This window comes from Blastococcus sp. TBT05-19, from assembly GCF_003319095.1.
GTDB lineage: Bacteria > Actinomycetota > Actinomycetes > Mycobacteriales > Geodermatophilaceae > Blastococcus.
This window is the reverse complement of record NZ_QOHI01000002.1, coordinates 66077-87302: the sequence shown is the minus strand read 5'-3', so window position 1 is coordinate 87302 and position 21226 is coordinate 66077. Positions and strand designations below refer to the sequence as shown.

17 protein-coding genes and 1 tRNA gene are annotated in these 21226 nt (G+C 73.8%); 7 read left to right on the top strand and 11 right to left on the bottom strand.

The genetic code is table 11. The annotated features are described in order from the left end of the window. Positions 1–3 precede the first annotated feature (3 nt). Positions 4–1497: a sensor histidine kinase gene (locus DQ244_RS07020; protein WP_233491230.1), complete on the bottom strand. Its 1494-nt coding sequence runs from the start codon at positions 1495–1497 to the stop codon at positions 4–6. Positions 1498–1662: 165 nt separating this feature from the next. Here DQ244_RS07020 and DQ244_RS07015 point away from each other — a divergent pair, with 165 nt between their 5' ends. Further along, positions 1663–3711, top strand: coding sequence for a bifunctional diguanylate cyclase/phosphodiesterase (locus DQ244_RS07015; protein ID WP_113810776.1), 2049 nt, complete (start codon positions 1663–1665; stop codon positions 3709–3711). Positions 3712–3730: 19 nt separating this feature from the next. Here the strand turns inward: DQ244_RS07015 and DQ244_RS07010 are convergent. The 4 genes from DQ244_RS07010 to DQ244_RS06995 form a co-directional block, all read right to left on the bottom strand. Beyond that, positions 3731–3804 (bottom strand) — tRNA-Gly (locus DQ244_RS07010). Between the two features lie 52 nt (positions 3805–3856). Next, on the bottom strand, positions 3857–4822 hold the full coding sequence (locus DQ244_RS07005; RefSeq protein WP_113810775.1) for a methyl-accepting chemotaxis protein: 966 nt from the start codon (positions 4820–4822) through the stop codon (positions 3857–3859). 1 nt (position 4823) lies between these two features. After that, entirely contained in the window at positions 4824–5402 is a 579-nt protein-coding gene (locus tag DQ244_RS07000; RefSeq protein WP_113810774.1) for a PAS domain-containing protein, read from the bottom strand. A 133-nt stretch (positions 5403–5535) separates the two neighbouring features. Continuing rightward, positions 5536–8226: a S8 family serine peptidase gene (locus DQ244_RS06995; RefSeq protein ID WP_113810773.1), complete on the bottom strand. Its 2691-nt coding sequence runs from the start codon at positions 8224–8226 to the stop codon at positions 5536–5538. Positions 8227–8368: 142 nt separating this feature from the next. Here DQ244_RS06995 and dcd point away from each other — a divergent pair, with 142 nt between their 5' ends. Beyond that, positions 8369–8956 (top strand): dCTP deaminase, encoded by a 588-nt coding sequence (gene dcd / locus DQ244_RS06990; protein ID WP_113810772.1) that lies wholly within the window; start codon positions 8369–8371, stop codon positions 8954–8956. On the opposite strand, the gene DQ244_RS06985 is transcribed toward dcd, so the two are convergent. The 4 genes from DQ244_RS06985 to DQ244_RS06970 form a co-directional block, all read right to left on the bottom strand. Further along, on the bottom strand, positions 8925–10253 hold the full coding sequence (locus DQ244_RS06985; protein ID WP_233491229.1) for an MFS transporter: 1329 nt from the start codon (positions 10251–10253) through the stop codon (positions 8925–8927). The genes dcd and DQ244_RS06985 overlap by 32 nt on opposite strands. Positions 10254–10300: 47 nt before the next feature. Beyond that, positions 10301–11251 carry a DUF389 domain-containing protein gene (locus DQ244_RS06980; protein ID WP_233491279.1) on the bottom strand — a complete coding sequence of 317 codons (951 nt, stop codon included), beginning with the start codon at positions 11249–11251 and terminating at the stop codon, positions 10301–10303. An 83-nt stretch (positions 11252–11334) separates the two neighbouring features. Then, positions 11335–13632 carry a (Fe-S)-binding protein gene (locus DQ244_RS06975; RefSeq protein WP_113810771.1) on the bottom strand — a complete coding sequence of 766 codons (2298 nt, stop codon included), beginning with the start codon at positions 13630–13632 and terminating at the stop codon, positions 11335–11337. Positions 13633–13935: 303 nt separating this feature from the next. Beyond that, complete coding sequence (locus tag DQ244_RS06970) at positions 13936–14928, bottom strand: type IV toxin-antitoxin system AbiEi family antitoxin domain-containing protein (RefSeq protein WP_113810770.1); 993 nt, start codon at positions 14926–14928, stop codon at positions 13936–13938. A gap of 306 nt (positions 14929–15234) precedes the next feature. On the opposite strand from DQ244_RS06970, the gene dnaK reads away from it, so the two are divergent. From dnaK to DQ244_RS06945, 5 genes are read left to right on the top strand one after another with little or no spacing between them, the layout of a single operon-like run. Continuing rightward, positions 15235–17100 carry a molecular chaperone DnaK gene (gene dnaK / locus DQ244_RS06965; RefSeq protein ID WP_113810769.1) on the top strand — a complete coding sequence of 622 codons (1866 nt, stop codon included), beginning with the start codon at positions 15235–15237 and terminating at the stop codon, positions 17098–17100. Further along, complete coding sequence (grpE, locus tag DQ244_RS06960; protein WP_113810768.1) at positions 17097–17792, top strand: nucleotide exchange factor GrpE; 696 nt, start codon at positions 17097–17099, stop codon at positions 17790–17792. Before dnaK ends, grpE begins: the two co-directional genes overlap by 4 nt. A gap of 19 nt (positions 17793–17811) precedes the next feature. Then, positions 17812–19020 carry a molecular chaperone DnaJ gene (gene dnaJ, locus DQ244_RS06955; RefSeq protein ID WP_113810767.1) on the top strand — a complete coding sequence of 403 codons (1209 nt, stop codon included), beginning with the start codon at positions 17812–17814 and terminating at the stop codon, positions 19018–19020. After that, positions 19017–19466, top strand: coding sequence for a heat shock protein transcriptional repressor HspR (locus tag DQ244_RS06950; RefSeq protein WP_113810766.1), 450 nt, complete (start codon positions 19017–19019; stop codon positions 19464–19466). The genes dnaJ and DQ244_RS06950 overlap by 4 nt, the downstream gene beginning before the upstream one ends. A gap of 11 nt (positions 19467–19477) precedes the next feature. Next, positions 19478–19954 carry a MarR family winged helix-turn-helix transcriptional regulator gene (locus tag DQ244_RS06945; RefSeq protein WP_113810765.1) on the top strand — a complete coding sequence of 159 codons (477 nt, stop codon included), beginning with the start codon at positions 19478–19480 and terminating at the stop codon, positions 19952–19954. An 89-nt stretch (positions 19955–20043) separates the two neighbouring features. On the opposite strand, the gene DQ244_RS06940 is transcribed toward DQ244_RS06945, so the two are convergent. Together DQ244_RS06940 and DQ244_RS06935 are read right to left on the bottom strand one after the other, a co-directional pair. Beyond that, complete coding sequence (locus tag DQ244_RS06940) at positions 20044–20481, bottom strand: OsmC family protein (protein WP_113810764.1); 438 nt, start codon at positions 20479–20481, stop codon at positions 20044–20046. Between the two features lie 103 nt (positions 20482–20584). Continuing rightward, positions 20585–21037: a MarR family winged helix-turn-helix transcriptional regulator gene (locus DQ244_RS06935; protein ID WP_113810763.1), complete on the bottom strand. Its 453-nt coding sequence runs from the start codon at positions 21035–21037 to the stop codon at positions 20585–20587. Positions 21038–21226: the final 189 nt, after the last annotated feature.

The following is a 21226-nucleotide window of genomic DNA, read 5'->3' as shown; positions in this document are numbered from 1 at the left end:
CGCTCACCCCGTCAGGGGCACCGTCCACTCGATCTCGGTGCCCGAGGGGGCGGCGGCCACCGAGAGCCGGCCGCCCCGCCGCTCGGCGCGGTCGGCGAGGTTGGCCAGCCCGCTGCGCACCGTCACCGGCGGCAGCCCGCAGCCGTCGTCGGTCACCACCACGCGCACGTCGCCGGCGATCGCCACGGTCACGGTCAGCCGGGATGCCGCCGCGTGGCGCACCACGTTGGTGACCAGCTCGCGGACGACCGCCACCAGGTCGGGGACCAGGTCGGGCGGCAGGTCCTCGACCTCGCTCCGGACGCGCAGCGCGGGGCGCACCCCGTGCCCCTCGGTCACCGAGCGCACGACCTCGGTCAGCCGGCGGCGCACCGCGGCCGACGACGCGTCCTCGGCGTGCAGCTCGAAGATCGACTCCCGGATGCGGGCGATCGTGCCGTCGAGCTCGTCCACCCGCTCCGCGATCCGCGCCGCCACCTGCGGCGCCGTGGGCTCCAGCGACCGCCCGATGCGGTCCAGGGCGAGGGCGGTCGCGAAGATCCGCTGCACCACGTGGTCGTGGAGGTCCCGGGCGATCCGGTCCCGATCGGCCTGGAGCTGCAGCCGGCGTTCCCGCGCCTGGCTGCCGACCAGCTCCATCGCCACCGTGGCCTGCCGCGCGAACGCCGCCGCCAGCTCCAGCACGCGGGGATCGAACTGGGGGCGGCCGCGGGTCCGCAGCACCGCGAGGGTGGCCAGCGACGACGGCCCGCCCAGCGGGATGTAGAGCGCCGGCCCGTACTGGCCGGCGATCTCGCCGACGGCCTCCGCCGGGTCGGCCCCTGGCGGCGGGGTGGCGATGTCCTCGATCACCTGCGGCACACCGGAGCGGTGGGCGGCGTGCAGCCGGGTCTCGGCGAGGGGGAGCCGGACGCCCTCCATCTCCGCCGCCAGCGGCCCGCCCGCGGCCGCGCCGATCATGAGCGTCTCCTCCTCGCCGTCGGCCGGCACGAGCACGCCCACGGCGTCGGCGTCGGCCAGCTCCGCGACCCGGGCGGCGGCCTCCCGCAGCACCTGGTCGGCCGGCGTCCCGGAGAGCAGCGCGGTGGCGATGGCCGTGCCGGCCAGCGCCCAGAGCCTCCGCCGTCCCGCGTGCTCGAGGACCACGGCGTTCTCCACCGCCGTGCGGGCGACGGCCGCCAGCGCCCGGCCGGTCGCGAGATCGGCGGGGGTGAAGGGCTCGGCCTCGATGGCCCGGTCGAGTCGCAGCGTGCCCAGGCCGGGAACACCGAGGGGGAGGACCAGGCTGTGGCTCTCCGGCGCCACGTCGTCGGCCCGGGGTGGTGAACCCACCGTGACGGACCGGTCCGGTCCGCTCCCGGTCCGCACGGTCAGGACGGCGGAGTCGGCCCCGAGGTGGACCGCGGCTGCTCGCGCCACCGCCCGCTGGGTGGCCTCGACGGCGTCGTCCAGGGATGCGTCGCTGACCGGGGATCCCGGGAGGGCGGGCGGGGGCACGGCCCGAACCGTAGGAGCGTCGGCCCGGAGGCGGAAGCGGTACATCCATCGTGGGGCGCGATCGGAGCGCGTCCCAGGGACCAAAGGCCCCCGGCCGTCCTCACCCGGAGGGAGCAGAGCGGCGCTCCGCCTCAAGATCTCCCGGTCACCGTCCGATGCGGGGACATGACCGTCCTCGGCCGCGTGCGCAGCGCCGGCCTGCTGGTGCGCTTCGCGGTGCTGAGCTTCGTGCTGACCGCCGGGCTGGGCGTCGCCCTCGGCACCCTGCGGGCCGACGCCATCGCCGGGAGCGCCCGGGAGCACGCCGAGTGGACGGCGACCGTCACCGTCCGTCTGGGCCTCCAGCCGCAGCTCGACCGGGACGACCTGGAGAACGGCTTCGACCCCGACCGGCTCGCCCGCGTGGAGAACGTGGTCCGGTCCGCTGGAGACCAGCTCCAGGCCTCCGGCAGGCAGCTGGACGACCTCGACCCGGTCGCGGTCAAGATCTTCAACCGGGCCGGCACGATCGTGTACGCCGACGACCACTCGCTCATCGGGGAGCAGTCGGACTCCGACGACCTCCGGCGCGCGCTCACCGGCCAGGTGGTCTCGGAGATCGAGGGCTCGACGGACGACAGCGACACAGCCGGTGCGCCGCCGCAGGTCCTCGAGGTCTACGTGCCGGTGCAGTACGCCGGCTCCGACCGGCCCGACGGCGCCATCGAGCTCTACCTGCCCTACGACCCCGTGGCCGCGGCGGTGCGGGAGGAGGTGCGCATGCTGGCCGTCATGCTGGTCGGCAGCCTCGCCGTCTTCTACGCGGCGCTGTTCCGCATCGTGTCCCGCGCATCCACGCGCCTGCGGACCCAGACCGAGGAGCTGCAGGCCTCCGCCGAGCGGGACCGGCACACGGCCACCCACGACGCGCTGACCGGTCTGCCCAACCGCCTCCTCCTGCGCGACCGGCTCGACCAGGCGCTCGCCGCGGCCACCAGGTCGTCGGACGAGGTGGCCGTCCTGCTGGTCGACCTCGACCGCTTCAAGGAGATCAACGACAGCTTGGGCCACTCCTACGGCGACGCCCTGCTCCGCCAGGTGGCCCCCCGGCTGGCCGGCGTCCTGCGGGACGGCGACACCGTGGCCCGGCTCGGCGGCGACGAGTTCGCCGTCCTGCTGCCCGCCGTCGACGGCGTGGGCGAGGCCGAGGCGGTCGCGGAGCGGCTGCGCGAGGCGCTGCACCGGCCCTTCGACGTCGACGGCGTGACGCTGGACGTGGAGGTCGGCGTCGGCATCGCGGTCTCCCCGCGGCACGGCACCGGCAGCGAGGCGCTCCTGCGCTCGGCGGACATCGCCCTGCACGTGGCGAAGGAGCGCAAGGCCGGCGCCGTCGTCTTCTCCCCGGAGGACCACGAGGCCGCTCCCTCGCGGCTGGCGGTCCTCGGCGACCTGCGGCGGGCCCTGGACGGCACCGACGAGCTCTTCCTGCACTACCAGCCCAAGGTCACCCTCGACGGCGAGCGCATCGAGGGCGTCGAGGCGCTGCTGCGCTGGCAGCACCCGGTCCACGGCCTGGTCCCGCCCGCGGAGTTCGTCCCGGTGGCCGAGGGGACGGGCATCATCCTGCGGCTCACCGAGCGGGTGCTGGGCCTGGCGCTGGCCCAGGCGCGGCGGTGGATCGACGCCGGGCACCCGCTGCCGGTCGCGGTCAACCTGTCCACCCGCTGCCTGCTCGACGCCGGGCTGCCCGACCTCGTCCAGCGCCTGCTGGCCGAGCACGGCGTGCCCGCCCGGGTGCTGCGCCTGGAGGTCACCGAGAGCGCCGTCATGGCCGATGCGACCCGCTGCACGGAGGTGCTCCAGCGCCTGCACGACCTGGGCCTGCGGCTGTCCATCGACGACTTCGGCACCGGCTACAGCTCGATGAGCCACCTGCGCCGGCTGCCCGTGGACGAGCTCAAGATCGACCGCTCGTTCGTGTTCGGCATGACGACCAGCGCGCAGGACGCCGTCCTCGTGCGCAGCGCGGTGGACCTCGGCCACAACCTCGGCCTGACCGTCGTCGCCGAGGGCGTCGAGGAGGCCGAGCACGTGGCCGCGCTGCGCGAGCTGGGCTGCGACATCGCGCAGGGCTACTTCTTCAGCCGGCCGGTGCCCGCCGAGGAATTGGACGGGATGCTGGCCGAGGTCGGCACGATCCACGACCTCGACGGGACGGTGACCGGTCCGCGCTGACGCCGGCGGCCGCGCGGGGTGGAGCGGGTGACGAGAATCGAACTCGCACTGTCAGCTTGGGAAGCTGATGTTCTACCATTGAACTACACCCGCGAACGGCGACGAGACTACCTCGTGGTCCCGCCGCCGCGTCGGCCGGGCCTGCTCAGCGGCGCATCACCGCGAGGAAGCCGATGGCCTCCGACCGCAGCTTCTCCGCCATCCGCGACAGGCCGGTGACGTCGTCCGAGCCGAGGTTCAGCGACGCCGATCCGTCCACGGCCGCGGCGATGCCGTCGACCAGGCCGTTCATCTCGTCCACCGTCCCGCCGACGTTGCTCATCACGTCGGCGACGTTCTCCGACGCCTGCCGGATCTGCTCCACCTGGGTGGTGACCCGCTCGGTCGCCCGGCCGGTCTGGTCGGCGAGGTCCTTCACCTCCGAGGCGACGACGGCGAAGCCCTTGCCGGCCTCCCCGGCGCGCGCGGCCTCGATGGTGGCGTTGAGGGCCAGCAGCCGGGTCTGGGCGGCCACCGAGTCGATGAGCGCGATGATCTCCTTGATCTCGGTCGACGACCGGGTGAGCAGGGTGATCGTGTCGCGGGCCGTGCCCACCTCGGTGCTGGCCGCCGACGCCGCGGCGGTGAGGCCGGACGCCGACGCGCTCAGCTCCGTCGCCGCCGTCGCCACCTGCTCGGACATCGAGAGCACGACCGACTCGAACTCGTCGGCCAGCCGCAGCCGGCTGGTCTGCGCCTCGGCGACCCGGCCGTCGGCCTCCTGCATGGCGTCCCGGGCGTCGTTGATGTCGACGGCGCTGCGCCGGAAGGAGCCGAGCAGGCCGGTGGTCAGGAGCTTGCGGTGGAACCGGCCCTCGGCCGCCGAGCTCAGCGCCGCCGAGGACTCGCGGACGAACGCGTCGCTGACATCGAGGACCCGGTTCAGCGCGTTGTGCAGGCCGGTCAGCTCGGGCACGGCCTCGGCCGCGGGAGCCAGCCGGCTGCGCACCTCGAGGTCACCGCGGGACGCCGCCTCGCAGGCCTTGGTGAGCTGGCCGACGAACTCGCGGTAGACCGCGAGCTCCTCGGCGTCGGACCGGCGGCTGCCGTCGCGCAGGGATCGCTTCCCCATCTCAGCTCTCCTCGCGGTTGATGATGGTCCAGATGAACTCCTCGTAGCTCTGCTGCTGCTCGGCGAGCACGTCGGCGAGCAGCCGCGAGGAGGCGTCGACGGCGGCGCGGGCGTTGGCGTGCCGGCGCTCCTCGGCGACGAGCTGGGAGTAGAGGGGCTGCACCCGCCGGATGGCGGCCGCGGAGGGCTTGCGGCGGCTGGAGTGGTAGCCCACGACCCGGCCGTCGGGCCCCTGCGACGGGGTCACGTGGGCGAGGACCCAGTAGTGGTCGCCGTTGGAGGCCAGGTTGTTGATGTAGGCGAAGATCTCCTGCTTCGCGCCGAGGGTGTCCCAGAGCAGCTTGAAGACCGCACGGGGCATCTCGGGGTGCCGGACCATGTTGTGCGGCTGGCCGAGCACCTCGTCGGGCTCGTACCCGCTGACCCGCAGGAAGACGTCGTTGGCGTAGGTGATGATCCCACGCGGATCGGTCTTGGAGACGATCAGCTCGTCGGCGGAGAACGATCGCTCGCGCCCCGTGGGGCGGAGTACGGCGCGGCCGCCGCGGGGTGCCGGGGGGGCCGGCCGGGTATCGAGCATGCACGTCTCCCTGGGATGTCGGTTGTGCCCTACTCATCGGCAGGCGGTGCGCGCTCCGGAACCCTCCGGTGCACGACACCGCGCCCCGTCCGTATGGGGAAGCCGGACGGGGCGCGGTGGTCCAGGGGTGGCGTCAGATCGCGACGCCGGTGCAGCTGGCCGAGCAGTTCACCGACCAGATCGAGCCGAGCCCGGAGAACCGGTCGGAGCGGACCAGGCGCTCGCCCGACGGGCCGGTGCGCTCGACCGGTGCCGCCGCGGGCGGGGTGCCCGGGGAGCCGCCGTCGGGTGCCGTCCCGCCCGGAGGCGTAGCGGGCGTGGTCGGCGCGGGGCTCCCGTCCCCGGGTGCCGGCGGAGCCGGGGGGGTCGTGCCGGGGCCGGTCCCGACGCCGTCGACGTAGGTCAGGGCGTTGGACAGCACCGCCGAGCGGCCGTCCCGGGCGTGCACCGACACGTCGTAGGTGCCGGCCACGCGGGCGGGGACGCGGAACACCAGACGGGTCGCCGTGCTCTGCACGACGTCCGCCGTGGCGGACGAGCCGATCCGCACCGTGGGGTCGGCGGGCAGGGCCAGGCCGGTCACGGTCACGAGCGTCCCGCCGGCGGTGTCGACGACGTCCGGCCCCAGCGAGGTGATCCGGAAGGCGCTGACCTCGGGATAGGTGGTCGTGCCCGGGGTCGACGGCGTGGTCGGCGTGGTCGGCGTGGACCCTCCCGGCGTCCCGCCGTCGGGCGCAGGAGCGTCCGGAGCGGGCGAGGTGGGCGCCGGGGTACCCGGAGCGGGAGCGCCGGGCGCCGGGGTCCCCGGTGCCGGCCCGCCGGGCACGGGGGTGCCGGGGGTCGGCGCGGGGGTGATCGCCGGCGAGGTGGGCGGCGTGCCGGGGTCCGTCGTCCCGGGGTCAGGGCTGCCCGGGTCCGTCGTGCCCGGCTCGGGGGTCCCGGGGGCCGGGGTGCCCGGCTCGGCGCCGTCCGGACCGGTTCCACCCGGCGTGGGGTCGCCCGGCAGGCCCGGGACGGCTCCACCCGGCGGCACGGGGCTGCCCGGTGCGGGGGTGCCCGGGGTCGGCGCACCCGGCGCGGGAGCGCCCGGCGTGGGGCTGCCCGGCACGGGGGTTCCCGGGGTCGGGGTGCCCGGCGCGGCGGCGGCGGCGACCAGCAGCGGCGCGGCGTGCATGCGGCCGAGCGGCTCGCCGTCGCGGTACAGCTGGACGGTCAGCACGTAGCGGCCCTCGGCGAGCTCCATCGACGGCGAGAGCGCGGTGCCGTCGGTGAAGGCGGACAGGTCGAAGCGCGCGTCGCCGGCGTCGTCGGTCGGCACGGTGACGCCGTCGAGCGTGACGGCCTTCTGCGACAGCGCCCAGATCTCGCCGCCGTGCTCCATGCCCAGCCCGATGTCGACGGTGTGGGCGCCGCTGCCGGCGGGCGCGCTGATCCCGATCGTGGGCGTGACGGTGCCGGGGCGGGCCGTCATCGAGGTGAAGGCGTAGCGGACGTCGTCGCCGGTCACGTCCGCAAGCCCGGCCAGCGTCAGCCGGCCGCCGGAGACGGATCTCCCGGCGAACGCCGGGCGCGGCTCGACGTCGGCCAGCAGGGCGGCCTTCAGCTCGGCGGCGGTGGCGTCCGGCATCGCCGCCCGGTAGAGGGCGATCGCGGCCGCCACGTGCGGCGCGGCGTACGAGGTGCCGCTGCCCACGCGGAAGCCGCCGTCGTTCCAGGGGACGGGCAGCAGCTCGCCGGGCGCGAACAGGTCGACCGACGTAGGGCCGTAGTCGGAGTGGGCGGCCATCGTGTCGGCGGCGGTCGAGCTGCCGACGGTGACGATGTTGGCGTCGGTCAGGCTGGCCGGGTACATCACGGTGGTGTCCCGGTTGAGACCGCGGTCGTTGCCGGCGGCGGCGATGACGAGCACGTCGTTCGCGGCGGCGTACGCGATGGCGTCCCTGAGGTTGGTCAGCGGCTGGCCCGAGAACTGCCCGCCCCAGGAGGCGTTGATGACGTCCGCGCCGTTGTCGACGGCGTACCGGATGGCCCGGGCTCCCAGGTTCACGTCGACGGTGCTGCCGCCGCCGATCACCAGGGGCATGATCCGCACGTCCGGGGCGACGCCGGCCGAGCCCACGCCGTTGTTCGCGCGGGCACCGACGACGCCGGAGACGCTGGTCCCGTGCGTGCCCATGCTGCCGTTGTCGACGTCCGGGCTGTTCGTGTAGAAGTTCCAGCCGTGGCAGTCGCCGGCCAGGCCGTTGCCGTCGGTGTCGGTGCTGCCGCAGGGCTGGCGCGGGTTGGTCCACAGCGACCCGGCCAGGTCGGGGTGGTCGGAGTCGAAGCCGCTGTCCACGACGGCGACGACCCGTCCCGTCCCGGTGCCGGTGTCCCAGCCGGTGGTGGCGTCGACGTCGGCGTCGGCCACGGCGGACTGCCCGTAGGCGTTGCTCCCGGTGTTCTCCAGGTTGTAGCCGTAGGCCTGGGCGTACGGGTCGGTGACCGTGCCGAGCACGGGAACCGACGGCGAGAGCTCGACGTCGTCGATGCCCGGGACGGCGCGCAGCCGGTCGGGCGTGACGCCGTCGACCGCCACCAGGGCGATCCCGTCGTCGACCCACTGCGCGCTGGCCACCCCGGGGACGGTCTCGAGCGCGGCGAGCAGGTCGCCGGCGGCGCCGGCCTCGGCGGTCACGGCGTAGCGGGTGAGACCGTCGCCCTCGCCGTAGCCGGTGATCACCTCGATCTCGGGCTGCGCCCAGGCCGTCCAGGCCGCGGCACCGGCGTAGCCGGCCACCACGGCAGAGGTCAGGACGATCCCCATGACCCGCTTGCTCGACATCCGCTGCTGCCCTCCGGCGCGGCCGCCCGGTCGTTCCGGGAGGCTCTCCCGGTCGCTTCGGCACCTGGCGTGCGCCGGTTGAGGCCCGGCCGCGCGGATTCACCCGGAGGGAGGGTGGCACCGGTTCCCTAGACTCCGCGCCATGCTGCTGAGCGACCGCGACATCACGGCCGCGATCGCCGAGGGACGCCTCGGCATCGACCCCTACGACCCGGCCCTGGTGCAGCCCTCCAGCATCGACGTCCGGCTGGACCGGTACTTCCGCGTGTTCAACAACTCGCGGTACACCCACATCGACCCGGCCGAGCAGCAGGACGACCTGACCACGCCGGTGGAGCCCGAGGGCGACGAGCCCTTCGTGCTGCACCCCGGAGAGTTCGTGCTGGGTTCGACGCTCGAGGTGATCAGCCTCCCCGACGACCTCGCCGCCCGGCTGGAGGGCAAGTCCTCTCTCGGCCGGCTGGGCCTGCTGACCCACTCGACCGCGGGCTTCGTCGACCCCGGGTTCTCCGGCCACATCACGCTGGAGCTGTCCAACGTGGCCAACCTGCCGATCACGCTGTGGCCCGGCATGAAGATCGGCCAGCTGTGCATGTTCCGGCTCACCAGCGCCGCGGAGCACCCGTACGGCTCGGCGGTGTACGGCTCGCGCTACCAGGACCAGCGCGGCCCGACGCCGTCGCGGTCCTACCGGAACTTCACCCGCGCGGAGACCCGCCGTCCGGGGTGACGGAGGCGCTGGCCGGGGCCTCGACCCCGGCCGTCTGCAGCACCTCGGTGCGCCTGCTGGCCGGTGACCAGCCGGGCACCGACCGCTCCACCTCGTCGTCGACGAACACCTGCCGGGTGGAGATCCAGCCGACGACGGCGAGGATGCCGACCGACACCAGCACGGTCACGAACATGCCGGTGTAGCTGCCGGTGATCCCGCGCAGCACGCCCACGAGCAGCGGGCCGCTCCCCGCGATCACGTAGCCCCACGACTGGGTCACGGTCGAGAGCGCCGCGACGGTCTCCGGCGTGCGGGCCCGCAGGCCGATGAGGGCGAGCACCATCGAGAAGGTGCCCATGCCGACGGCGATCAGGGTCATCCAGAGCCAGGGAGCGCTCGTCGGCGCCGTCCAGAGGCCGGTCCACCCGGTGACGTAGCAGGCGACGAAGACCGCGAGCATCGGGCGCTGCAGCCGCGGTCGCACGGTGAGCGAGGGGATCACCGCGCTCAGCGGGAGCCCGACGAGCGAGTTGAGGCCGAGCAGCAGCCCGGCCGTGGCGGCGGACAGGCCGGCGTCGCGCAGGTACTGGGCCGACCAGCCGATGACGACGTAGGCCTGCAGCGCCTGGACGCCGAAGAAGACGGTGAGCGCCATCGCGGTGGGGCTGTGCACCAGCGACCGCATCGGGACGGCGGTGTGGCTCTGCCGGGAGACGCCGGGAGCCCCGGGGATCACCAGCCACACGGCGGTGGCGACCAGCGCGGGGATCCCCCACACCACCAGCGCCCAGCGCCAGCTCCCGGTCGCGTCGGCCAGGGGCTGCGAGCCGACGGCGCCCAGCGTGGCACCCAGGCCCATGGCGGTGCTGTACGCGCCGACGAGCGGACCGGTCCGCGTCGGGAAGTGCCGCTTCACCAGGCTCGGGAGCAGGACGTTGCCCAGGGCGCCGCCGGCCATCGCCAGGACCGTGCCGGCGAGGAAGAGGGAGAAGCCGCCCGCGGCGCTGCGCAGCGCCAGCCCGCCCGCCATGGCGGTCAGGGCCCCGGCGAGCACGTGCGCGTCGCGGTACCGGGCCGACAGCGCGGGTCCGGTGAAGCCGATGAGGGCGAAGCAGAGCACCGGCATCGTCGTGATGACGCCGGCCAGCCCGCTGGAGATGCTCAGGCCGCGCTCGATCTCCTCCAGCACCGGCCCGACGCTCGTGACCGCCGTGCGCAGGTTCAGGGCGGTGAGCACGATCGCGACGGCGATCAGGGCCAGCCCGCGGCGCCGGGAGCCCGCCGGTGCCGGCACGGGCGGGGCGCTGCGACTCACCCCTGGATCGTCCTCCATGACGCGCGGCACACCGCGCCCGGGGCGCCTCAGGCGCGCACGCGCTCGACCTTCGGCACGGTGCGCGGGACCCGGCGCCAGACGGCCCGCTGCAGCGCCAGCGTGGCCAGGGCGGCGAGCAGGATCCCGACCAGGTTGATGCCCAGCTGCGTGGCGGCCCGGGTGAACTCCGGGCCGCCGCCGAGAGCGATGGCCACGCCCATGTCGGCGGCGGCCGGAACGGTCGTGACCGAGATGAAGACACCGACCAGCGCGCCGCTCTTGGCCGAGGTGAGCGACAGGACGCCGGCGACCCCGGCGAGGACCGCGACCACCACCGACCACCGGTCGGGCGAGGTGATGAAGCCGGTCTCGGGGCGCTCGGCGGTGAGCAGCTCGGGGCCGAACCAGCCGAGCCCGCGGCCGGCGAGGACCGCGAGGGCGGTGACCGCGATCGCCACCAGGAAGCCGGCGACCAGCGAGACGCCGGCCTGCCGGGCGATCGAGGGCCGGCGGTGCAGGACGGCGACGGCGAGCGCGGCCAGCGGCGCGAACTCCGGGCCGAGCACCATCGCGCCGATCACCAGGATCGCGGAGTCGTTGATGATCGCGACGGCGGCCAGCAGCGTCGCGATGGTGAGGAACGCCAGGTAGGAGACCGACAGCGAGGAGTCGGCGTCGGTGGTGCGGACCACCTGCTCCCAGACGACGGCGTCCGCGCCGTCTCCCGGCGCCCGGTCCTCGGCGCGGCGGGCGGCCGAGGAGACCGCGGCGTCCACGACGACCATCGCGATGCCGCCGTCCCGGTCGATGCCGAGGTCGCGCAGCGCGGAGACCAGGGCGTCGGCCGACTCCCGGGCGACGTCGGCGAGGACCAGGTCGCCGGCGGGGGTGACCGAGGCACCGGGCAGCACGGCGAGGTGGGCGGTCCCGGGATCGTCGGCGAACAGGTCGCGCACCTGCTCGGTCCGGTCGGCGGGCACGGTGACCCGCAGCTGCATCAGCACCCGGAGGTTGTACCGGTGAACGACGACGGCGCGCGCCCCCCTCGCGGGGGACGCGCGCCGTCGTCGGTGTCGTGGTGCTACTTCGGGTCGTGCTCCGTGGCGGCGGAGTCCAGGCCGACGACGTCGTCGCCCGTGGTCCCGACGTCGGCACCCTGCTCGGCGCCCTGGGCGGAGACGGCAACCGGCTGCATCGAGCGCAGCAGGATCTGGCTGACGTCGAGGACCTCGACGTGGTCCGCGGCCTCACCGTTCTGCTTCTTGCTGGTGAGGGCGTCGCTCAGCATCGTGATGCAGAACGGGCACGCGGTGGAGATGACGTCGGGATCGAGCTCGAGGGCCTCCTCGGTGCGCTCCACGTTGATGCGCTTCCCGATCTTCTCCTCCATCCACATGCGGGCACCGCCGGCGCCGCAGCAGAAGCCGCGGTCCTTGCAGCGGTGCATCTCCTGCGTGGTGAGGCCCTGGACGGAGTCCAGGATCTCGCGCGGGGGCGTGTAGACCTTGTTGTGCCGGCCCAGGAAGCACGGGTCGTGGTAGGTCACCTTGCGGTCGATCGGGGTGACCGGGGTCAGCCGGCCCTCCTCCACGAGCTGGCCGAGCAGCTGCGTGTGGTGGATGACCTCGTACTCGCCGCCGACCTGCGGGTACTCCTTGCCCAGCGAGTTGAAGCAGTGCGGGCAGGTCGCGACGATCTTGCGGGTGCCCGGCACGCGGCCCTCGAAGACGCCGTTCAGGGTCTCGACGTTCTCCATGGCCAGCTGCTGGAAGAGGAACTCGTTGCCCATGCGGCGGGCCGGGTCGCCGGAGCAGGTCTCCCCGTTGCCGAGGACGGCGAACTCGACACCGGCGGTGTGCAGCAGCTCGGCGACGGCCTTGGTGACCTTCTTGGCGCGGTCGTCGACGGCGCCGGCGCAGCCGACCCAGAACAGGTACTCGACCTCGTGGGGCAGCGGGCCGTCGGCCACGCGCACGTCGAAGTCGAGCTCCTTGATCCAGTCCTCGCGGACGTTGCCGCCCATGCCCCACGGGTTCCCGCGCTTCTCGAGGTTGGTCATCATGACGCCGGCCTCGGACGGGAAGTTGGACTCGATCAGCACCTGGTAGCGGCGCATGTCGTTGATGTGGTCGACGTGCTCGATGTCCACCGGGCACTGCTCGACGCAGGCACCGCAGTTGGTGCAGCTCCACAGGACGTCGGGGTCGATGACCCCGCCCTCCTCGAGGGTGCCGACCAGCGGTCGGTGGGCCTGCGCGTCGTTCGTGCCCTCGATGCGGGCGTAGCCCGACGCCCAGACCTGCTCGTCGCTGGGCTTGAGGACGTCGTAGTCCGGCGCCGTCTCAGCGGCGGTCTTCTCACCGAGGAGGTAGGGAGCCTTCGCGTAGAGGTGGTCGCGGAGGTCCATGATCACCATCTTCGGGCTGAGCGGCTTGCCCGTGTTCCACGCCGGGCACTGGCTCTGGCAGCGACCGCACTCGGTGCAGGTGCTGAAGTCCAGCATGCCCTTCCACGTGAAGTCCTCGATCTTGCCGCGGCCGAAGACCGCGTCCTCGTCGGGGTCCTCGAAGTCGATCGGCTTGCCGCCCGACGTCATGGGGAGCAGCGCGCCGAGCGCGGGGGCGCCGTCGGCGTTGCGCTTGAAGTAGATGTTGAAGAAGGCGCTGAACCGGTGCCAGGCAACGCCCATGTTCAGGATCCGGCTGATGACCACGAGCCAGGTCAGGCTGACCACGATCTTGACGAACGCGACGATCGTCAGCAGGTCCGGGCTGTCCGGGAGGACGTTCGCGATCAGACCCGAGACGGGGTGCGACCAGGCGGGGGCGTCGGTCAGGTCGCTGGAGACCTTGAGCGCGCGGATGAGCAGGATGCAGATGCCGACGGTGGCGACGACGGCCTCGACGAAGTAGCCGCGGCCCTCGTTGCTCCCGGCGAAGCGGCTGGAGCGGCCCTGCCGGCGCGGGTGGTCCTTCTGCCGCCGGTAGATCAGGTAGACGATGCCGAGGATGGTGCCCGTGCCGATGACGTCGGCGAACAGGTTCCACAGGCCCCAGTTGCCGATCAGCGGCAGGTGGAAGGCCGGGTTGAACACCTCGCCGAAGGCCTCGATCAGGGTCAGGAACAGGCCGTAGAACCCGACGAAGACGAACCAGTGGGCGATGCCGATCGACGACCACTTGAGCATCCGGGTGTGGCCGAGCGACTCGATCGCCAGCGTCTTCAGGCGCGTCTTCACCGGCCCGAAACGGGTGCCGTCGGGCTGGCCGGTGCGGATGATCCGCACCATCGCGCGCACGGCGCGGTAGGCCATCACCGAGGCCACGATCAGGAACAGGACGCTGATCGTCCCGAGGACGATCTGCAGCGGGCCCGTCATGTTTTCCTCCCCGGACACCCGAGGGCGTCGGCTGACTCCCGCCGGCCACGTGGGGCGACGAGGCTGTGTGTGGTGCGTGCGCCGGCCGGCACCGGCTCGGGAGCCGGGCCTGCGGGCGCGTGCGGGCACCGCTGCCCGCACTGCTGCGCACGATAGCGGGCGCGACAGGAGGCTACTCGCGGGTAACCCCACCGGGGGGATCACGATCCGGCCACCCGGTCCCCGCGGCCTCGTGCCGCCACCGCCGCGGTGCGGTCACGGCCGCCGCGCTGCAGCGCGGCGGTCGTGGCGACCGGGCGGTGGTCAGGCGGTCCGGGAGCGGCCGCGGGCGCGGGCCGTCGCGCTGAACCGGCGGGTCGCGGGCCCGGGGCGGGCGGTCAGCCGGCGCAGCCGGACCTCCACCTCCGGCCAGTGCGGGCCCAGGTCGTCGTCGGTGATCCGGACGACGTCGATGCCCAGTGCGCGGAGCTCGTCCTCGCGACGCTTCTCCTCCCACAGGACCTGCGCGGGGTCGCGGCCCCGCCACGGGTCGGTGTACTTCACCCGGCCGTCGAACTCGACCGCGACGGCTGCGTCGTCGAACCAGGCGTCCACGACCCCCACCAGCCGCCGCGCGCTGCGGATCTCCACCTGCAGCTCGGGTGCCGGCAGTCCGGCCCCGAGCATCCGCAGCCGCCCGCGGGTCTCCAGCGGCGACTCCGCCCGCCCGTCGGCGAGCGGCACCGCCCGGGCCGCTCGTGCTGCACCCGGCCACCGGGCCGCCCGCGAGACGGCTTCCGCCAGCTGCTCGGGGGTCACCCGCCCGGCCAGGAGCGCCGCGTCCATGGCCACGACCGCGCCGTCCAGGGGGCGGGTGCGAGCGAGGTCCAGGAGGGTGCGTGCCGGTGTCGTCAGCCGGAACGGTCCCCGGACGGCGACCTCGTCGACCGCGAGCGGGGCCTGCGTGACCCGGTAGCCGCGACCGGTGCGGGTGTGGTCGGGGTCGGTGAGCGGGATCGTCGTGGGACGCGGGACCGGGAGCCCCCACAGCCGGGCCGCGCTCTCATGGCTGAGCGCCGTCGTCGGCCGGTCCAGCGCGGTGAGGACGGCCAGGCAGTCGAGCTGGTGGCGCCGCCCCTCCGCGTCGGCGCGGGCGAGGTCGGAGGCGTCGACGTAGATCCCGCGGCGCAACCGCACCCAGCGGCCGGTGGCGCACATCGAGCGGATCTCCGGGTGGCCGTAGCCGGCGCGGCGGGCGTCGACGGCCGTGAACAGGCCCAGCCGGCGCTCGGCCGCAGCTCTGAGCAGCGGGTGCATGGTGCGGAGTCTCGGTGCCTCGGGCCGGGCGCGGGCCGGGGCGGACGGATCTGTGGACACCGGTGCCCGGTCGACCGCCGCTCCGTGGTCGTGGCCGCCGCGCTGCAGCGTGGCGGCCGTGGCGGCGGGGCGGCGACGAGGGCCGCGCGACGGGAAGTTGAGTCGAGTCGGCGCACCCCGGGAACACGGCCGGGCGGCGCCCCGTTACGGTGGGCAGGAAAGTTGAGTGGCCCCCGCGCAAGGGCGGACACCGACTGCCCCACACGGACCAGCACCACCCCAGCACACGGAAGAGAGGCCATCTCCATGGCTCGAGCGGTCGGCATCGACCTCGGCACCACCAACTCCGTCGTCACCGTCCTGGAGGGCGGCGAGCCGACGGTCATCGCGAACTCCGAGGGCTCCCGCACCACCCCGTCGGTCGTCGCCTTCGCCAAGAACGGCGAGGTCCTCGTCGGCCAGTCGGCCAAGAACCAGGCCGTCACCAACGTCGACCGCACCATCCGATCGGTCAAGCGCCACATGGGCACCGACTGGAAGACCGACGAGATCGACGGCAAGCGCTACACGCCGCAGGAGATCAGCGCCCGCACGCTGCAGAAGCTGAAGCGGGACGCCGAGACCTACCTGGGCGAGCCGGTGACCGACGCCGTCATCACCGTCCCCGCCTACTTCGAGGACGCCCAGCGCCAGGCCACCAAGGAGGCCGGTGAGATCGCGGGCCTCAACGTCCTGCGCATCGTCAACGAGCCGACCGCGGCCGCGCTGGCCTACGGCCTGGACAAGGGCGAGACCGAGCAGACGATCCTCGTCTTCGACCTCGGTGGCGGCACGTTCGACGTCTCGCTGCTGGAGATCGGCGACGGTGTGATCGAGGTCAAGGCCACCGCCGGCGACAACCACCTCGGTGGTGACGACTGGGACGAGCGCGTCGTCAAGCACCTGGTGCAGACGTTCAACGCCTCGAACGGCATCGACCTGTCCAAGGACAAGCTGGCGATGCAGCGCCTCCGCGAGGCCGCCGAGAAGGCCAAGATCGAGCTGTCGGGCGCGCAGTCGACGAACGTCAACCTGCCCTACATCACCGCCGGTGCCGACGGCCCGCTGCACCTCGACGTCACGATGACCCGCGCCGAGTTCCAGCGGCTGACGCAGGACCTGCTCGACCGCGCCCGCGCGCCGTTCAACCAGGCGATCCGCGACGCCGGCATCTCCGTCGGCCAGATCGACCACGTCGTCCTCGTCGGTGGCTCGACCCGCATGCCGGCCGTGTCCGACCTGGTCCGCGAGCTGACCGGCGGCAAGGAGCCCAACAAGGGCGTCAACCCCGACGAGGTCGTGGCCATCGGCGCCGCGCTCCAGGCCGGTGTCCTCCGTGGCGAGGTCAAGGACGTCCTGCTCCTCGACGTCACCCCGCTGTCCCTGGGCATCGAGACCAAGGGCGGGATCATGACCAAGCTCATCGAGCGCAACACCACGATCCCGACGAAGCGCTCGGAGATCTTCACGACGGCCGACGACAACCAGCCCTCCGTGCAGATCCAGGTGTTCCAGGGCGAGCGCGAGATGGCCGCCTACAACAAGAAGCTCGGCATGTTCGAGCTGACCGGCCTGCCCCCGGCGCCCCGCGGCGTCCCGCAGATCGAGGTGGCCTTCGACATCGACGCCAACGGCATCGTGCACGTGTCGGCCAAGGACCTCGGCACGGGCAAGGAGCAGTCGATGACCATCACCGGCGGCTCGGCCCTCCCCAAGGACGACATCGAGCGGATGATGAAGGACGCCGAGGCGCACGCCGAGGAGGACAAGAAGCGCCGGGACGAGGCCGAGACCCGCAACCTGGCCGAGTCGCTCCAGTACCAGACCGAGAAGTTCCTGGCGGAGAACGGCGACAAGATCCCGGCCGAGAAGAAGGACGAGCTGGGCGAGGCCCTGACCGAGCTGCGCTCGGCCCTCGGTGGCTCGGACATCGCCACCATCAAGGCCGCGCAGGAGAAGGTCGCCCGCGTGTCCCAGGAGGTCGGCGGGGCGCTCTACGCCCAGCAGGCCGAGGCGGCCGGGGCCGACGCGGGCGCCGGGGCCGGTGCCGGTGCCGACGGCGCGTCGTCGACCACGAAGGACGACGACGTCGTCGACGCCGAGATCGTCGACGAGGACAACGACCGCCGATGACGGACCGGGAAGAGCAGCCGCGGGTCGTGATCCGCGACAAGCGGCGGATCGACCCGATCAGTGGTGAGGTCCGTGCGCCGGCCGGCGAGCAGCCGGCCGGCGCACGGCCCGGTCCCGACCTCCCAGGGGAGCAGATGAGCGAGCACGAGACGCCGGCCGCGGAGCAGCCGGCACCCCAGGCCGCTGCCGTCGACGGCGGCGACCTGGCCCAGCAGCTGAGCGAGCGCACCGAGGACCTGCAGCGGGTCACCGCCGAGTACGCCAACTACCGGCGCCGGGTGGACCGCGACCGCACGCTGGTCGTCGACCAGGCGGCCGAGCGGTTCGCCGCCCAGCTGTTCCCGATCGTCGACGACATCGAGCGGGCCCGTGACCACGGCGACCTGACCGGTGCCTTCAAGGTCGTGGGCGACCGCGTCCTGGGCCTGCTCGACGGGCTCGGCGTGGAGGCCTTCGGCAAGGCCGGCGACGAGTTCGACCCGTCGCTGCACGAGGCCGTCATGCACGACACGTCCGCCGAGGTGCAGGTCCCGACGGCGAGCACCGTGCTGCGGCAGGGTTTCCGTCGCGGGGACCGGGTGCTGCGGACGGCGATGGTCGCGGTGACCGAGCCGGAGAACCCGGCGCCCGCGCAGGAGCCGGTCGCGGGGCAGCCGTCCGGCGACGGGGTCGGCGCCCCGGCGTCCGACTGATCCGGAGAGGGGGTCGTCGATGAGCACCCGTGACTTCATCGAGAAGGACTACTACGGCGCGCTCGGCGTTCCCCAGAACGCCGACGCGGCCGCGATCAAGAAGGCCTACCGCAAGCTGGCCCAGGAGCTGCACCCGGACAAGAACCCGGGGAACGCCGAGGCCGAGGCCCGCTTCAAGGAGGTCTCCGAGGCCTACGACGTGCTCTCGGACCCGAAGCGCCGCGGCGAGTACGACGACGCGCGCCGGCTGTTCGGCGCCGGGGGAGCGGGCGCCCGTGCCGGGTTCCCGGGCGGCTTCCCCGGCGCCGGTCCTGGGGGCCAGCCGTTCGACCTCGGCGACCTCTTCGGCGGTGGCGCCGCGGGTGGGCGCAACGCGGGTGGCCTGGGCGACATCCTGGGCGGCCTGTTCGGCGGTGGCGCCGCTGCCGGTGGGCCGCGGGCCCGCAGCCAGGCGGCGTCCGGCCCTGCCCGCGGGCAGGACGTGGAGACCGAGGCGACGCTGTCCTTCGAGGAGGCCGTCCTCGGGGTGACCGTGCCGTTGCGCATGCAGAGCCCGGGCAGCTGCCCCACGTGCGCGGGCAGCGGCGCCAAGCCCGGCACCAGCCCGCACGCCTGCCCGGTGTGCTCGGGGGCCGGCGTCACCAGCCGCAGCCAGGGCGCCTTCGCGTTCTCCGAGCCCTGCCGCAACTGCCGGGGCAGCGGCCAGGTGGTCGACGACCCGTGCGCGACCTGCTCCGGCAGCGGCATCACCACGCAGACCCGCACCATCACCGTCCGGATCCCGGCCGGGGTGAAGGACGGCCAGCGCATCCGGCTGGCCGGCAAGGGCGCTCCGGGACGCCGGGGCGGACCGGCCGGTGACCTCTTCGTCGTCGTCCACGTGGCCGAGCACGCGCTGTTCGGGCGCAAGGGCGAGGACCTGACGCTGACGGTGCCGATCACCTTCGCCGAGGCCGCGCTCGGGGCGACGGTGACCGTGCCGACCCTCGACGGGTCGGTGTCGCTCAAGGTGCCTGCAGGCACGGCGAGCGGCCGCACCCTCCGGGTGCGCGGCCGCGGGGTGCCCGGCAGGGCGCGCTCCGGCGACCTGCTGGTCACCGTGGAGATCGCCGTCCCCGTCCGGCTGACCCCGGGGCAGCGCAAGGTCATCGAGACGCTGGCCGAGGAGATGGACGAAGACCCCCGCCCGGAGATCACCGCGGCGGTGACGGCCGGGGGCGAGCGGTGAGCGGCCCGTTCGACCCGGCGCAGGACGCCGGTCGCGCCGTCTCCGACGACGCGCCGGTGTTCGTGATCTCGGTGGCCGCGGAGCTGGCCGGGATGCACGCGCAGACGCTGCGCCAGTACGACCGGCTCGGGCTGGTGAGCCCGGGCCGGACGGCCGGGGGAGGCCGTCGCTACAGCCCGCGGGACGTCGCGCTGCTGCGCGAGGTCCAGCGGCTGTCGCAGGAGGACGGCGTCAACCTGGCCGGGATCAAGCGGATCATCGACCTCGAGTCGCGGGTGGAGGCGCTGCAGTCCCGCGTGCACGAGCTGCTCGAGGAGCTGCAGCACTCGGAGAACCGCCGGATGGCGGCCGAGGCGGCCGTCCCGGCGGCCTACCGCGCGGAGCTGGTGCCGTGGCGCCGGCCGAGCTCTGCGCTCGTGGTCTGGCGGCCTGGCGCCGGACGGTGAATGCTCCCCGGGTGGACGCGCACGAGGCATACGTGGCCCTGGAGCGGGAGATCGGGTTGCTGCTGCGCCGGTCCCGGGCGATCTCGACCCGCTTGGCCCGCGAGCTGCACCCCGACCTCGACGGTGCGGCGTACGGCCTGCTGGCGCTCCTCCAGGACGCCGGGCCGCTGCGGGCCAGCGACCTGGTCGCCCGGCTCGGGCTGGACAAGAGCACGGTCAGCCGGCAGGTCTCCAGCCTGGTGGACCTCGGCCTGGTGGACCGTGCCGCCGATCCCGACGACGGCCGCGCCCAGGTGCTGACCCCCTCGCGGGAGGGGGCGACCCGGCTGAGCCGGATCCGTGACGCCCGCCGGGCCCGCTGGCAGGACGACCTCTCCGGGTGGGCCACCGACGACGTGGCCACCCTCGCCACGCTCCTGGGGCGGCTCAACCGGCTGGGCGAGGTCCGCGAGGTCGCCGAGGCGGAGGAGGAGTCGGTGGCCGGCTGACCCCGGAGGACGACGACGGCCCGCCTCCCTGGACGGGGAGGCGGGCCGTCGTCGTACGGCCCCGTCGCGAGGGGGACGGGGCCCTCCGCTCAGGAGTCGAGCGAGGCGTCCAGGGTGATCTCGGTGCCGGTGAGCGCCTTGCTGACCGGGCAGCCGACCTTGGCCGCCTGGGCGGCCTTCTCGAAGCCGGCGGCGTCGAGGCCGTCGACCTCGCCGCGGACCGTCAGCGTGATGCCGGTGATCGCCGGTCCGCCGTCCTTCTGGCCGAGCGTGACGTCGGCCGAGACCTCGAGCGACTGCGGGGTGCCCCCGGCCTTGCCGATCTCGCTGGACAGGGCCATGGCGAAGCACGAGGAGTGGGCCGCCGCGATCAGTTCCTCGGGGCTCGTCGTCCCGCCGGCCTCGTCGGCCGTCCGCTTGGGGAACGACACCTCGTAGGTGCCGATCTTGGAGCTGGAGAGCTCCACCTGTCCGGAGCCCTCCTGGAGGGTGCCGTTCCAGGCGGTGCGAGCGCTGCGAGTGGGCATGCTGCCTCTTCCGTGGCCGTGGCCGCCCACTGCTCGGGCGGCGCCGTGACCGGCTCCTACCCGGATCGGTTGCGCGCTACCGTCCTGGGGCGCGCGGCCCGGATCAGACCTCGCTGGTGCCGCTGACCCGCTCGGTGAGCAGCCGCAGCCGGCTCTTCAGGTCGTCGAACTCGCCGGTGTCGAAGCCGATGGCCTCGATCATCTCGGCGGAGATGGCGAACGCCTTCTCCTGCAGGGCGCGGCCGGCCTCGGTGAGCGCGATGGAGACCGAGCGCTCGTCCTCCACCCGCCGGTGCCGGCTGACGAGGCCTGCGGCCGTGAGCCGCTTGAGCAGCGGGGAGAGCGTGCCGCTGTCGAGCGCCAGCCGGTTGCCGAGCTGCCCGACGGTCTGCTTGTCGGTCTCCCAGAGGAGCTGCATGACCAGGTACTGCGGGTAGGTCAGCCCGATGGCGTCGAGCATGGGGCGGTATCGCGCGGTCACCGCACGGGAGGCGGCGTACAGGGCGAAGCACAGCTGGTCGTCGAGCGCCACGCTCGGCGCCGGCAGGGCGGTCATCCCCGCAGTCTAAGGGGCAGCGCTCCCAGTATCGGAACATGGAGGGTGTCTTCCTCGTCCCGACGGGTCACATCGACCGGGGGTTGCACCGGTCTGGCTCCCGACCCCACCCCCGTGCCAGAGTTGAGCGGAACAGACTCAACTCATCCGTCGTTGGACGGGGCGAACGGCGCCGTCCGCCCCCCGGAC